Annotated in this window: 14 protein-coding genes and 1 pseudogene; 12 read left to right on the top strand and 3 right to left on the bottom strand. The window is 55.2% G+C overall.

Features of this window, described 5'->3' with window-relative positions; all coding sequences use genetic code 11:
- From ABF287_RS03130 to ABF287_RS03075, 12 genes and pseudogenes are all read left to right on the top strand, one after another.
- Nucleotides 1-260, top strand: a pseudogene (locus tag ABF287_RS03130) (xanthine dehydrogenase molybdopterin binding subunit); the annotation flags it as partial.
- The gene (gene xdhC / locus ABF287_RS03125) at nucleotides 257-1,186 is read left to right on the top strand and encodes a xanthine dehydrogenase accessory protein XdhC (RefSeq protein WP_347183574.1); all 930 of its coding nucleotides are present in this window, start codon (nucleotides 257-259) and stop codon (nucleotides 1,184-1,186) included. The pseudogene ABF287_RS03130 and the gene xdhC, both read left to right, overlap by 4 nt.
- Nucleotides 1,187-2,734, top strand: coding sequence for an ABC transporter ATP-binding protein (locus ABF287_RS03120; protein WP_347183573.1), 1,548 nt, complete (start codon nucleotides 1,187-1,189; stop codon nucleotides 2,732-2,734).
- A complete protein-coding gene (locus ABF287_RS03115) occupies nucleotides 2,731-3,816 on the top strand; it encodes an ABC transporter permease (RefSeq protein ID WP_347183572.1) in 1,086 nt (361 codons plus the stop codon). The genes ABF287_RS03120 and ABF287_RS03115 overlap by 4 nt, the downstream gene beginning before the upstream one ends.
- Nucleotides 3,816-4,925, top strand: coding sequence for an ABC transporter permease (locus ABF287_RS03110; RefSeq protein ID WP_347183571.1), 1,110 nt, complete (start codon nucleotides 3,816-3,818; stop codon nucleotides 4,923-4,925). Before ABF287_RS03115 ends, ABF287_RS03110 begins: the two co-directional genes overlap by 1 nt.
- Nucleotides 4,926-5,001: 76 nt before the next feature.
- Nucleotides 5,002-6,069 (top strand): BMP family ABC transporter substrate-binding protein, encoded by a 1,068-nt coding sequence (locus ABF287_RS03105; protein ID WP_347183570.1) that lies wholly within the window; start codon nucleotides 5,002-5,004, stop codon nucleotides 6,067-6,069.
- Nucleotides 6,070-6,232: 163 nt separating this feature from the next.
- Nucleotides 6,233-6,568 carry a carboxymuconolactone decarboxylase family protein gene (locus ABF287_RS03100; RefSeq protein ID WP_347183569.1) on the top strand — a complete coding sequence of 112 codons (336 nt, stop codon included), beginning with the start codon at nucleotides 6,233-6,235 and terminating at the stop codon, nucleotides 6,566-6,568.
- 95 nt (nucleotides 6,569-6,663) lie between these two features.
- A complete protein-coding gene (panC, locus tag ABF287_RS03095) occupies nucleotides 6,664-7,512 on the top strand; it encodes a pantoate--beta-alanine ligase (protein WP_347183568.1) in 849 nt (282 codons plus the stop codon).
- Nucleotides 7,513-7,546: 34 nt separating this feature from the next.
- A complete protein-coding gene (panB, locus tag ABF287_RS03090; protein WP_347183567.1) occupies nucleotides 7,547-8,368 on the top strand; it encodes a 3-methyl-2-oxobutanoate hydroxymethyltransferase in 822 nt (273 codons plus the stop codon).
- A gap of 115 nt (nucleotides 8,369-8,483) precedes the next feature.
- Nucleotides 8,484-9,398, top strand: coding sequence for a pirin family protein (locus ABF287_RS03085; RefSeq protein WP_347183566.1), 915 nt, complete (start codon nucleotides 8,484-8,486; stop codon nucleotides 9,396-9,398).
- Between the two features lie 206 nt (nucleotides 9,399-9,604).
- A complete protein-coding gene (locus ABF287_RS03080; RefSeq protein WP_347183565.1) occupies nucleotides 9,605-10,195 on the top strand; it encodes an SH3 domain-containing protein in 591 nt (196 codons plus the stop codon).
- A gap of 72 nt (nucleotides 10,196-10,267) precedes the next feature.
- Nucleotides 10,268-11,149 (top strand): cation diffusion facilitator family transporter, encoded by an 882-nt coding sequence (locus tag ABF287_RS03075; RefSeq protein WP_347183564.1) that lies wholly within the window; start codon nucleotides 10,268-10,270, stop codon nucleotides 11,147-11,149.
- A gap of 24 nt (nucleotides 11,150-11,173) precedes the next feature.
- Here ABF287_RS03075 and ABF287_RS03070 read toward each other — a convergent pair whose 3' ends face one another.
- The 3 genes from ABF287_RS03070 to dut all read right to left on the bottom strand — a co-directional run.
- Nucleotides 11,174-13,189, bottom strand: coding sequence for a M3 family metallopeptidase (locus ABF287_RS03070; RefSeq protein ID WP_347183563.1), 2,016 nt, complete (start codon nucleotides 13,187-13,189; stop codon nucleotides 11,174-11,176).
- Between the two features lie 52 nt (nucleotides 13,190-13,241).
- A complete protein-coding gene (gene moeB / locus ABF287_RS03065) occupies nucleotides 13,242-14,282 on the bottom strand; it encodes a molybdopterin-synthase adenylyltransferase MoeB (protein WP_347183562.1) in 1,041 nt (346 codons plus the stop codon).
- Nucleotides 14,283-14,285: 3 nt separating this feature from the next.
- Nucleotides 14,286-14,513: dUTP diphosphatase (dut, locus tag ABF287_RS03060; RefSeq protein ID WP_347183561.1), on the bottom strand; the 228-nt coding region annotated here is incomplete at its 5' end.

Below are 14,513 nucleotides of genomic sequence, written 5' to 3'. Positions count from 1 at the left end.
CCCATGCGCCTTCGACCTATAAAATTCCCACCGCCTCTGACGCGCCAGATGTGTTCAACGTCAAATTGTGGGATGCGCCAAATCCTGAGAAAACCATCTACCGCTCCAAAGCCGTCGGCGAACCGCCCTTCAACCTTGGCATTTCTGCATTGATGGCGCTGTCAGACGCGGCAAGCGCTTGCGGCCCCAACTATCCCGCACTGAATGCCCCCGCCACGCCCGAAGAACTGCTCAAAGCCATCGCACGGGCCCGCGCATGAGTTTTGATCGCACCGCATTGACGCAAGCCATTGCGGCACATGGTCGTGTTGCCCGTGTTGTTGTCGCTGATGTCAAAGGCTCTGCCCCGCGCGAAGTTGGGGCGGCGATGCTGGTTTGGCACGGACCAAACGGATTGGCCCAATCAGGGACAATCGGTGGCGGCACCTTGGAATTTGAGGCCATGACATCCGCCTTTGACGCGCCGCGCTTGCAGCGCATTCCTTTGGGACCAAATTTGGGACAATGTTGCGGTGGCTCGGTGACGCTTTTAACCGAAGTGTTTGAAACCACAGACGACATTCCTGACGATGTCTATGCGCGCGGGCCTAATGTGATACCATTGGCCGTGCAAAAGGCGCTTAAATCTGTGCGCCGCGAAGGCTTTGTGCAGCCACGCCTCATTGATGACTGGATGGTCGAACCTGTTAGCCCGCCTGTGCGGCCGATTTGGCTGTGGGGCGCTGGGCATGTTGGCCGTGCGATTGCGCAGGTGATCGCGCCCTTGCCGCAATTTTCAGTGATGTGGATCGACACAGATGCCGACAGATTTCCGCAAAGCTTGCCGCCGCAGACAGAACAATTGATCGCCAAAAATCCCGCTGAGTTGGTGCGTCATGCGCCCAAGGATGCGGAACATCTGGTGCTGACCTATTCGCACGCGCTTGATTTGGAACTGTGTCACCAAATTCTGTCCCGCCCCTTTGCCTTTGCGGGCTTGATCGGGTCCGAGACGAAATGGGCTCGCTTTCAGTCGCGCTTAAAAGCATTGGGGCACTCAGCTGCCCAAATTGACCGCATATGCTGCCCAATTGGGCAAACCGAGCTTGGAAAGCATCCGCAAGCCATTGCGATCGGCGTCACCGCACGTCTAATCTCGGGCGAGACACGGGCCGAAACTCTGATCACACAACTGGGAGGCGCTTAGGTGACCGAACTTCTTAAATTGCAGGGGCTGACCAAAGCCTATCCCGGCGTGATCGCCAATGACGATGTGGGCTTTGAAATCGCCAAGGGCGAAGTGCATGCGCTGCTGGGCGAAAATGGTGCAGGCAAATCCACGTTGGTGAAAATGATTTACGGCCTCACCAAGCCGGACAGTGGCACGATGACGCTGCACGGCGAGACCTATGTGCCGACGTCGCCGCAAGCGGCGCGTGCCGCAGGTGTGGCGATGGTGTTTCAGCATTTCTCACTGTTTGAAGCGCTGAATGTGGCCGAAAATGTTGCCCTTGGGATGGAAAATCCGCCCAAGATGAAAGACTTGGCCAAGTCGATCCGCGAAGTGTCCGAAAACTACGGGCTGCCGCTTGATCCTGATCGCACCGTTGGTGATTTGTCTGCGGGGGAACGCCAGCGTGTGGAAATCATTCGCTGTCTTTTGCAGGACCCAAAACTGTTGATCATGGACGAGCCGACGTCCGTTTTGACACCGCAAGAGGTCGAAATCCTGTTCAAGACCCTGCGCCAATTGCAGTCTGAGGGCACTTCGATCCTGTATATTTCGCACAAGCTCGAGGAAATTCGCAGCCTATGTGACGAGGCGACAATTTTGCGTTTGGGCAAGGTCGTTGGCACTTGCGACCCCAAAGCGACCAGTGCGCGTGACATGGCGGAATTGATGGTGGGCGAGACGCTGCACATCCCGACGCGTGATGCCAAACCAAGCGGCGCAGAGCTTTTGAGCGTCAAGGATATCGAATTTGCGCCTCAGAATCCCTTTGGCACGCGATTGAAAAACCTGTCGTTGACAGTCAAAGCGGGCGAAGTTCTGGGCATCGGCGGCGTCGCAGGCAACGGGCAAGATGAGTTGCTGTCTGTGCTGTCAGGCGAAGCGCGCGCGCAAAGCGGCAGTGTGACGCTGGAAGGCAAAGAGGTCAGCAAGTTAGGCCCGAATGCGCGGCGCAAACTTGGGCTTTTGACAGCCCCCGAAGAGCGCCTTGGTCACGCAGCTGCGCCAAACATGAGCTTGATCGAAAACACGGCGCTGACTGCGATCATTCGCAAAAAACTCAGCAAGAACAACTTCATCAACTGGTCCAAAACCGAAAGCTTCGCCAAAGAGATCATTAAAACCTACGATGTGCGAACGCCCAGCGCTGCAGCTGCGGCGCGGTCTTTGTCGGGGGGGAACTTGCAAAAATTCGTCATTGGCCGAGAGGTCATGCAAGACCCAAAAGTGCTTGTGGTGAACCAGCCAACATGGGGCGTTGATGCCTCGGCCGCGGCCAGTATTCGCCAAGCGCTGCTGGATTTGGCCGCGAATGGGGCCGCCGTGATTTGTATCTCGCAAGATTTGGACGAACTTATGGAAATTTCCGATCATTTTGCTGCCCTCAACGAAGGCAGGCTCAGCGCGCCGCGTTTGGCCAAAGGACTCACGGTGGATGAAATCGGCCTCATGATGGGCGGCGCTGATGGCGCGTCTAAGGCAGAACCTGAGGCAGAACCTGAAACGATGGGAGCCTCAGCATGATTTCTTTGGTCAAACGTCCCCAACCGTCGAAAGCTTGGGTGGTCGCCACGCCAATTTTAGCCGTTCTAATCACGATGATCTTGGGTGGTTTGTTGTTTGCCGCGATGGGCAAAGACCCGTTTGTGGCCATCCGCACGATTTTCTGGGATCCGCTTTTCAACCCTGATTTTGCAGCCTACTCACGCCCGCAACTTTTGGTCAAAGCCGCTCCGCTGATTTTGATCGCGATTGGCCTGTCTCTTGGTTTTAAGGCTGGCATTTGGAACATTGGTGCGGAAGGGCAATACATCATTGGGGCCATCACAGGCGCCTCTGTGGGTCTTGCGTTTTACCCGATGGAAGCGTGGTTTATTTTCCCGCTGATGGTGATCGCAGGTGCTTTGGGCGGCATGTTATGGGGCATGATACCCGCCATTTTAAAGACGAAATTCAATGCGCCCGAAATTCTTGTGTCATTGATGTTGGTCTATTTTGCAGAGCAAATCATGATCGCCGTGTCCCTTGGTGCGCTGCGCAACCCTGACGGAAACGGCTTTCCTGGATCACGTAACTTGGCGCAATATGCCTCAAGCGCGAACCCTGAATTGATCGCGGGCACAGGTGCACACTGGGGCGTTATCGCGGCGTTTGCTGCCGTGGTTGCGGCTTATGTTCTGCTAAGCAAACACCTGCTTGGGTTTCAAATTCGCGTCACAGGCGAAAGCACGCGTGCTGCGGGATTTGCAGGCATCAACGCCAAGCGGTTGATCATATTCTGCCTTGGCATTTCCGGCGCTTTGGCGGGCCTTGCAGGACTGTTTGAAGTCACGGGGCCTGCAGGTCAGATCACCACGTCCTTCAACACGGGCTACGGCTTTACCGCGATTATCGTTGCCTTCTTGGGGCGGCTTAATCCGATCGGCATCTTGCTGGCGGGGCTTTTACTGGCGCTGACATTCATTGGCGGTGAGCTGGCGCAGTTTATGTTGTCGCTGCCGTCAGCGTCGATCCAAGTGTTCCAAGGCATGTTGTTGATGACACTTTTGGCGATGGATATTTTCGTGAACTACAAAGTCGTTTTGCGCAAAAAGGAGGCCGTGTAATGGATCTCGGGTCAATTTCACTGGTCGCATTTCTTGCGTCCCTTATGGTGGCCTCAACGCCCATCTTGTTGGCGGCGTTGGGCGAAATGATCACGGAGCGCGCAGGCGTCTTGAACTTGGGCGTCGAAGGCATGATGATCATCGGTGCAATCTGTGGCTTTGCCATCGCCGTTGAAAGTGGCTCGGCGGCTGTCGGGTTTGTCGGTGCAGCGGTGGGTGGTGCTTTGCTGTCGATGTTGTTCGCGATCCTGACGCAGTTTCTTTTTGCAACGCAGGTGCCAAGTGGTCTGGCGCTGACGCTTGTCGGAGTGGGCCTCGCGTCCTTTATCGGACAGCCCTATGTCGGTGCTGCCCCGCCTGCGGTTGGGAAAATGCCTATTCCTGTGTTGGAGCAAATCCCTTTCTTTGGCCCAGCGCTCTTTCAACACGATGCCATGGTCTATGTCTCATTGTTGCTGACCCTCGCGATCTGGGCGTTTTTGAAGTTCACCCGTGGAGGGTTGATCTTGCGCGCTGTTGGCGAAAATCATGATGCCGCGCATGCTTTGGGCTACAAGGTCAGACTGGTGCGCGTCATGGCGATTGGCTTTGGCGGCGCGATGGCAGGGCTTGGCGGGGCGTATATTTCGCTGATCCGTGTGCCGCAATGGACCGACGGGATCACCGGTGGCGTTGGCTGGATTGCTTTGGCGATCGTGGTGTTTGCATCGTGGAAACCGGGACGTGTGCTGTTTGGCGCGTATCTGTTTGGGGGGCTGACAGCCCTGCAGCTCAACTTGCAGGCTGCGAACGTGCCGCTTTTGCTGGTGCTGCCGTATTTGGTGATGCTGGCTGGCGTGGTTTACTTGGCGATTGCCGTGGCGGCAGGCTCGTGGAAAAAAACCCTTGATGTTAAACCAACACTTAAGACCTTCGCGCAATTCATCGGTTCTGGGCTTGCGTTGTTGTTGGTCGGGATTGCCACAAACTACGCCTCTGGGCTTGATCTATTGCTTTTGTCCTCGGCACCATTCGTTGCAACGATTGTTGTCTTGGTCGTGATTTCTGCGCGTAGCAAGGGGGCTTCTAACGGGCCCGCGATGCTCGGCAAAACTTTTCAGGCTCACTAGAGTTTGAAACAATAATGGACTGCAAAGTTCGAACTTTAATGAGGCACTTAAGCCTCGAAAACCTGGGAGTGGACATATGTTCAAAAAAATTCTCGCGACCACCGCCTTGGCTGTTGGTCTTGCTGGCGCTGCATTTGCAGACGACAAAACCAAAGTTGGGTTTGTCTACGTTGGCCCTGTAAACGATGGCGGCTGGACACAAGGCCACGATCATGGCCGTCTTGAGCTTGAAAAGCACTTTGGCGACAAAGTCGAAACAGTTTTCGTTGAAAACGTGCCAGAAGGTCCAGACGCCGAACGCGTGATGACGCAAATGGCGCTGACAGGCACAGACCTGATTTTCACCACGTCTTTTGGCTACATGGACCCAACCATCAACGTTGCGGCGAAGTTCCCGAATGTGAAATTCGAGCACGCCACAGGATATAAATCTGCTGAAAACGTAGCGACATATTCTGCACGTTTCTATGAGGGTCGTGCGATCCAAGGTACAATCGCAGGCCACATGACCAAGTCCAACATCATCGGCTACATCGGTTCTGTGCCGATCCCTGAAGTTGTGCGCGGCATTAACTCTGCTTACATCCACGCGAAAAAAGTGAACCCTGATGTCGAGTTCAAAGTCATCTGGATTTACGAATGGCTCAACCCAGCCAAAGAAGCGGATGCGGCCAAAGCCCTGCTTGAGCAAGGCGCGGACGTGATTATGCAACACACCGATTCCACAGCGCCCTTGGCTGCAGCCAAAGAAGCTGGTGCCATCGGATTTGGCCAAGCCTCTGACATGTACGACTTTGCGCCAGCACCGCGCGTGTCTTCCATCATCGACAACTGGGCGCCCTACTACATCGAGCGCACCCAAGCTGTCATGGATGGCACATGGGAAACTGTGAACACATGGGACGGCATCGCGACTGGCATGGTTGGCATTGGCGAAATCACTGACGCTGTTCCTGCAGACGTCAAAGCCGAAGCATTGGCAATGAAAGCAGCCATCGTTGCGGGCACATACCACCCGTTCACAGGGCCTTTGAACAAACAAGACGGCACACCGTTCTTGGCTGCAGGCGAAGTTGCAGATGACGGCACATTGGCTGGCATGAACTTTTACGTCGAAGGTCTGACAGGCGAAGTTCCACAATAAGGGACAACGTTCACCATACGCACTTGAAAGGCCCGCCACAGTGCGGGCCTTTTTAATATGCGCCCCGCCCCGAAGTAACACGCTTGCGTTTGATACGGATCAAAGCCCGCTTGCGTGCCCCCGTGCGATGCCCCAGTCAACACCTGACTTCAAAGGACATCTCATGACTTGGACCACAAAAAACGCTGACATGCGCGGCGCCCTCAAATCGTTGAACACCGCCAATATGGGCATGGCGCGTGGATTTGGCGCACTGTCAAAGGCCGCAAAAGACGGCGGTGCGTTGGATTTGAAAACCAAAGAATTCGTGGCTCTTGGCATTGCCGTGTCTCAGCGCTGCGAACCTTGCATTGGCTTTCACGTCGAAGCCCTCATCAAAACAGGCGCCACCCGCGACGAGCTTGCAGACATGTTGGGCATGGCCGTGCAGATGGGCGGCGGGCCGTCACTAATGTATGCGGCCAAGTGTTTGGAATGCTGGGACGAGTTCACCGCCTGATTGCCGCCTCACGGACACCAAGATTTACAGACCTTGCCGCCACCGAGAAGCAACGTTAGTGTTCGCGCAATATTATGTCGCGGGAGAAAAGTGCGATGCAAATTTGCAGAACCAAAGCCGAGCTGCGTGAGGCGGTTAAAGGGTTTCGTGCGCAAAATGAATCCGTTGGTCTCGTGCCAACCATGGGCTATCTGCACGATGGGCATATGACCTTGGTGCGCACCGCCAAGGCGCAAAACGATCGTGTTGTGGCGACGATTTTTGTCAATCCAACTCAGTTTGGCGACGCCTCTGACCTAGACGCCTACCCCCGCGACGAAGACCGCGACTTTGCTTTGCTCAAGGCCGAAGGCGTTGATGCCGTTTTCGTGCCGTCGGTCGCAGAAATGTACGATCCAAACGCGCAGACCACTGTCGAGACGGAACAGCTTGCAAACCTTTTGATGGGTGCCTTGCGCCCCGGTCACTACAAAGGGGTTTGCACTGTCGTCAGCAAACTTTTCAATATCGCGCAGGCCGACAGAGCCTACTTTGGCGAAAAGGATTACCAGCAGCTGTTGGTGGTCAAAACCATGGTGCGCGATCTGGATATGCCAATAGAGCCCGTCGGGGTGCCAACCGTGCGCGAAGTTGATGGCTTGGCCATGTCATCGCGCAATGTGCGCCTGTCGCTCGAAGATCGCCAAGCCGCGCTTATCTTGAACAAAGCACTGGCCCATGGCGACTACGAGATCTCAGACGAGCGCGAAGTTGACGAACTCGAAGCTGAGCTGCACCGTTTCATTTCGCGTGAACCGCGTGCCAAAATCGAAACCATCGATGTCCGCGATGCCTTCACGCTTGAAAAACCGCAGGGCAAAATCAATAGCCCTGTTGTGATCTTGCTCGCCGCTCGCTTTGGCGATGTGCTACTCATAGATCAACGGGTTTGCGACCCCAGCTAACTGCTGCACTTACCGACTGCAAAGGAACACCACCATGTCCACTCAAACTGAAACGATCCGCCGTATCACAGCCCCACAACTTGCGGCGCGCAAAGGCGGCGAGCCGATCGTCTCGTTGACATCCTATCATGCGCACACAGCGGCCATCGTTGATAAATACGCAGACTTCATCTTGGTTGGCGACAGTCTTGGCATGGTGATGCACGGCATGGACAGCACAGTTGGCGTGCCACTTGATCTGATGATCATGCACGGGAAGGCCGTTGTGCGCGGCACGCAACGCGCGTTGATCGTGGTTGATATGCCCTTTGGCACCTATGAAGAAAGCCCAAATGTGGCCTTCCGCAACGCGGCAAAAATCATGAAAGAAACCCAGTGCCAAGCCATTAAGCTTGAAGGCGGCGCACGCATGGCAGAGACCATCAAGTTCCTTGTTGAACGCGGCATTCCCGTGATGGCGCACATCGGTCTTACGCCACAGTCCAGCCACGTGATGGGCGGCTTTAAAACCCAAGGCCGCGATGAAGACACTTGGCCTTTGCACATTGCAGATGCTGTTGCAGTCGCAGAAGCAGGTGCCTTTGCCGTTGTTGTCGAAGGCGTGGTTGAGCCGCTGGCTGACCAAATCACGGCCGCAGTGGACATTCCCACCATCGGCATTGGCGCATCTGCGAACTGTGACGGGCAAATTCTGGTGCTGGAAGATATGCTCGGCCTGAACCCATGGGTGCCAAAGTTTGTGAAAAAATACGGCGCACTTGGTCCGATGATTGAAGAAGCAGTCAGCGAATACGCCACTGAGGTGAAAAACCGCAGCTTTCCTGGCCCTGAAAACATGTACCGGCCCAAGAAATAGCGCACGGGGGGGCATCAGGTCAGATTAAACAAATTCGCACAGAACACCTGCGCGCGCGCCACTATACCCCCTTGGCGCACAGTGGCATAGTGTTGGAAATTTAGGAGACTGACCTATGACCTTTCGCCCTGTAAAATCGATCACCGAAGCGCAAGCCACGATGGAAGGCGCTGGGGTGCATTTGTATCGCGCATTCGGGTTTCACAAACCGCGCGAATTCGACCCGTTTTTGCTGTTTGACGACTTTCGCAACGACGATCCGAAGCTGTTCGAAAAAGGGTTTCCATGGCACCCGCATCGCGGCATTGAAACCATCACTTACGTTTTGGACGGCGAAGTGGAACACGGCGACAGCCTTGGCAATCGCGGCGTTCTGGGCGCAGGATCTGTGCAATGGATGACGGCGGGATCTGGCATCATGCACCAAGAGATGCCGCGCGCAAATCCCAAGGGACAGATGCACGGATTTCAACTTTGGGCCAATCTGCCATCCAGCCTAAAAATGACGACGCCGCGATACCAAGACATTCAAGGCTCTGATATTCCAGTCATAACCGACGATGATGGCACTGTGGTTAAGATCGTCACGGGGTCGTTTTGGGGGCAACGCGGGCCCGTAGATGGCGTGGCAGCAGACCCCTTGTATCTGGATATATCCGTGCCGCCAAACACGCGCAAAGTGCTGCCCATCGACACCTATGCGAACACCTTTGCCTATATCTTTGCCGGCGAAGGCAGCTTTCGCGATGCGTCAAATCCATATGGCGTGCGCGTTGAAAAAGAAGTCGCTGGTGAAGAGATCAACATCCGCGACATGACAGGCAACCGCACCTTGGTAAACTTTGACACCGGCAATGAAATCGTGGTGCAAGCTGGGCCAAAAGGTGTGCGTTTCTTGCTCATATCCGGCCAGCCGATCCAAGAACCTGTTGCATGGCACGGCCCGATTGTGATGAACACCCAAGCCGAGCTGCGCAAAGCGATGCAAGATTTGCAAAACGGCACATTCATCAAAGACGAGCGGCACTGATCGTGTCTCCGTCAAACGCTACGAAATATAAGCAATTTCTTGCCCGTGGCCCATGCCGCGGGCATTTTTCGACGCTTCACTTTTACCCCAAAACCTGACACGGTGCGCACATTGCTGGTGACGCATTGCGATCAAACGCAGTGTTGCCAAATGCAGTTTTCAAGTGCCTCTCCGCCCAAACGGAGCAAAAATCGGGTTCCAACGACGTGAAAATCTTTACCACTTCATCGCGACCGGCCTTTGCCCGTTTCTTGTCAATCTGTCTGTGTCTTTGCCTTATGTCCGGCGTCACGGATGCGGTGGCACAAACGGCACCTGATGCGTCCGCTGCGCAAGCCGAAGAACCTGTTCAAAAGACCGCAAAAATCAAACGCGGTTCTGTCACGAATTTCCCTATCCCTCGGTTTGTGTCGCTCAAAGCCACCCAAGCCAATGCGCGCCGTGGACCATCGCTCAGCCACCGCATCGATTGGGTTTTCAAACTGCGCGGATACCCTTTGGAAGTGATCGCTGAATACGGCCATTGGCGGCGCGTGCGCGACTATGAAGACGCCACTGGTTGGGTGCATTACACGTTGATTTCCGGCGTACGGACCGTGCTTGTTCAACGTGATACCGTCGATCTTTTGGCGCGCCCTGACCCGTCCAGCCGCGTCATAGCGCGTGCGGAAAAAGGTGCCGTTTTGCGTCTATTGGAATGTGACGTTGAATGGTGCAAGGCCTCGGCAGATGGATACAAAGGCTGGCTGAAAAAGACCGGTCTTTGGGGCATTCAGCCTGACGAAATTCTTGAATAAACAACAGTTCACACATGCCCATGCGCCATGAGCCTTGTTTTCAAACGCTCAATTGCCGCTTAAAGTCCTATTATGCAAGCTCACACACGCCTTAACATTTCCGCAGGGCTGGCCTCTGTCGGAGTCGCACTGACCTTGGTTTTGGCCAAGCTGTGGGCGCTTGAGCACACAGGCGCTTTATCAATTGCCGCATCGCTTGTAGACAGCGCCTTGGATTTGATCATGGCCCTCGGCGGGTTGATGGCGATTTATTACGCCGCACGCCCACCGGATGACGATCACAGATTTGGGCATACCTCAGCCGAAGATTTGGCCGCCTTGGGCCAGTCCGTCTTTATTCTGGTGTCTGGGGGTGTCATTGCATGGTCCGCGGTCCAACGGCTGATCGCGCCCACTCCAATTGAGGTCCGTTCAGAAGCACGCGGCATCGCGGTGATGGTGTTTTCCATTTCGCTCACGCTGTGTTTGGTTTTGTGGCAACGCCATGTCGCGAAACGCACGGGGTCCAAAATTGTTGCGGCAGATCGGCTTCACTACATCGGAGATTTGATCCCCAATTTGGGGGCGATACTCGCGCTTATCGCGGCCTCGGTCTTTGATCTGCACCGGATCGACAGCGTCGTGGCCCTATGTGCTGCCGCCCTGCTGACTGTTGGTGCCATTCGAATTGGGAAATCGGCGTTTGACGCACTGATGGACCGCGCAGCATCCAGCGAAACAGTGGCATTGATCGAAGCGCTTGCGGCGCAAGAAACCGGTGTGCGCGGCTTTCACGACCTGAAAACCCGCATGTCTGGATCCAAAGTATTCATTCATTTGCACATCGAATTGGACGGCGATCAGACCCTGCGCGAGGCCCATGACATTGGGAAATCTTTGAAGGCCAAAATCTGCCACGCGATCCCAAATTGTGATGTCATCATCCACAAAGACGTGGCGCGCGACCAAAACTGACGCGCCACGCATGTTTACGTTGCCTTACGCCAAGCCGCGCCCTTTGAGCATCGCCTCTGGACCAGGCATGCGGCCACGGAATGCGGTGTAAAGCACCTCAGGATCAGCGGATCCGCCAGCGGACAGAATGTGCTCTTCAAGGCGCGCGGCAGTCCCTGCATCAAAGGCCCCAGCCTCTTTGAACGCGTCGAATGCATCGGCATCCATCACCTCGGACCACATGTAGGAATAGTAGCCACATGAATATCCGTCACCGGCAAAGACATGCTGGAAATGCGGTGCTTCATGGAACATGGTGGTGGCTTTTGGCATGCCCAATTGATCCAGCGTTTGCGCTTGTGACTGCATCGGATCAGCCGGTGCATCGCCGTCGTGGAAATTGAGATCCGTCAAAGCAGAGGCCACATAGCCCACAGTCGTATAGCCCTGATCATAGGTCTGCGCGTCCAACAAACGCTTAAGCATATCCGCAGGCATCGCCTCGCCCGTGTCCGCGTGCGTGGCGAATTCTTCCAACACTTCAGGGACTTCCAGCCAGTGTTCATACAGCTGGCTTGGCAGTTCCACGAAATCACGCGCCACAGATGTGCCTGAAATGCTTTCAAAAGTCACATTCGACAGCATCTGGTGCAGCGCATGGCCGAACTCGTGGAACAGCGTGCGCGCATCGTCATAGGACAGCAAGTTCGGCTTATCACCCGTGGCTTTGGCGAAGTTGCAGACATTCAAAACGATGGGCTTTGTGTCGCCGCCAAGCTTCTTTTGTGACCGCATCGCCGTGCACCACGCGCCAGAACGCTTCGACGCACGGGCGAAGTAGTCGCCAATAAAGACAGCCAAATGTTCGCCATCGCGCGTGACGTTCCAGCCGCGCACATCTTCATGGTACAGCGTCGCATCAAGCGGTTCAAATTCCAGATTGAACAAGCGCGTCGCACAGGCAAATGCTGCTTCGATCATCCGATCAAGTTGCAAATACGGCTTGAGTTCGGCTTCATCCAGATCGTGTTCAATCTTGCGACGTTTTTCAGAATAATAGCGCCAATCCCATGCCTCAAGCGGCCCAGTGTAGCCGTCCGCATGCAGCATCTCTTCCAAAATAGCACCGTCTTTTTCAGCGGCCGTTTTGGCAGGTTCCCACACTTGCATGAGCAAGTCACGCACGGCTTGTGGCGTCTTGGCCATCTCGGTTTCAAGTTTGAATGTGGCGAAACTTTCATAGCCCAGCAGCTTGGCCCGCTCTTCGCGCAGCTTCAAAATTTCCGCAGCATTGTCGCGGTTGTCGGTCTCTCCACCACGCGACCCACGCGATTTCCACGCGTGGAACACAGCTTCGCGCAAATCGCGTCGCGGCGAAAATTGCAAGAACGGCACGAACAGTGACCGCGACGTTGTCAGGCACGGGCCACTTAGGTCTTTAGACGCCCCAGAGGCACGCATCGCATCGACGACGAACTCAGGCAAGCCTTCCAAATCTGCCTCGGTCAGCTCCATAAACCATGCGGATTCGTCGCCCAAAAGGTTTTGTGAAAACGTTGTGCCCAAAGTCGACAAACGCGACTTAATCTTGGCCATCCGCGCAATGTCATCGCCTTCAAGCTGCGCGCCGGAGCGTACAAAACTGCGACGCGTCAACATCAAAACGCGCATCTGTTCGTCGGTCAAATCCAACGTATCGCGCGCCTGCCACAAGGCATCGACACGCTCAAACAGCGCGGTATTCGCAGTGATTTCAGAAGAATAATCCGCCAAGATCGGCCCAAAGTCGCGTTGCAAGCCTTCGCGCACATCGTTGCTGTCAGCGCCCGCGATGCCGTAAAAGACACCCAAGACCTTTGACAAAAGCTCTTCGCAAGTTTCCATCGCCTCAATCGTATTTTCAAACGTCGGCGCGTCGGGATTTTCGGCAATGGCCTTGATCCCCGCGCGACCTTCCGCAAGCCCCGCCTCAAACGCAGGCTTAAAATCTGCGTCAGAAATATCGGCGAAAGGTGGGATGTCGAACGCGGTGGTCCAAGGGCTCAAAAACGGGTTGGTCATAGGGATCTCCTTTGAGATCAAGCTATGCTTGGCAAACCTAAAGTAAAAGGCCTCAGCCGCCGCAAATCGGACAATCGTCGCGCTTTTTTACTTTGATCACACGGGTCTCGGCATAGAGCGCATCATAGATCATCAAGCGCCCTCCAAGTCCCACGCCCGCACCTGTGATATGCTTGACAGCCTCCATGGCCAACATGGTCCCCAACACCCCCGGAAGCGGGGCTGCAACACCGGCTTCGGCACAGCTTGGCACCATGCCGTCAGCGGGTCGGGTTGGGAAAACGCATTGATAACACGGCGTCTTTTGCACGGTGTCATACAGGCTGATTTGCCCTTCCCATTGGGTTATCGCCGCAGACAAAAGCGGCTTTTGCGCGGCAGCACATGTGGCGTTGACCAAATACCGTGTGTCGAAATTGTCGGACCCATCGATGATCAAATCGTATTCGCCCACAAGATCCGTACAAGTTTCATCAAACCGCCGATGATAGGGCTTCACGGTGATAAACGGGTTTTGGGCGCGCATTGCTTTTTCGGCGGAAAATACCTTGGGCAAGTCTTGCGATGTATCGATATGAATAACTTGGCGTTGCAGGTTTGAGGCATCGACAACATCATCATCGATCACGCCAATCGTGCCCACGCCAGAGGCCGCCAGATACTGCAACACAGGCGCCCCAAGACCACCTGCGCCGATGACCAAAACCCGCGCGTCTTTGAGTTTGCGCTGCCCCGGCCCACCGATTTCGCGCAGGGTGATATGGCGCATGTAGCGCTCAAGCTCGACGTCGCTAAATGGTGCTTTTGTGTGATTTTCTGGCTGTTCAGGTTGGTTTTGCAGCGCGCGCAATCGCAGGTGTTTTAACCCCATCCGGTACGTCGCAATCAACGCAATCGCGCCGCCCAGTAAGGCCCAGCTTCGAAGATCGCCGCCCAGTATCTGCCGTAAACTGTTATCATCGGGCAAGATGCTGACGGCGATCAAAACGCCAACATAAAGCGCGCCGATCATGGTCAAACGCGCGGACACCGGCGCTTTCATCACCATGCCAATGAGCCACAACGCCAGCGCGATGAAAAGCACCAACGCCATGATCTAAGATGTCCCTGTCGAGCCAAATCCACCCGCGCCGCGCGCAGTCTCGTCCAAAGCCTGCGCCACTTGGTAATCCCCTTGAACCACAGGCGCGACCACCAGTTGCGCGATCCGTTCGCCATGCGCGACATGAAAAGGCTCAGCCCCGTGATTGATCATCAAGATGCCAACAGGGCCGCGATAATCCGCATCAATCGTGCCGGGCGTATTGACCAAAGTGATACCGTG

This window comes from Pacificibacter sp. (genome assembly GCF_039769035.1).
Classification (GTDB): Bacteria; Pseudomonadota; Alphaproteobacteria; order Rhodobacterales; family Rhodobacteraceae; genus Celeribacter.
The sequence above is the reverse complement of the archived record's forward strand: the minus strand, read 5'-3'. Positions and strand labels throughout refer to the sequence as shown.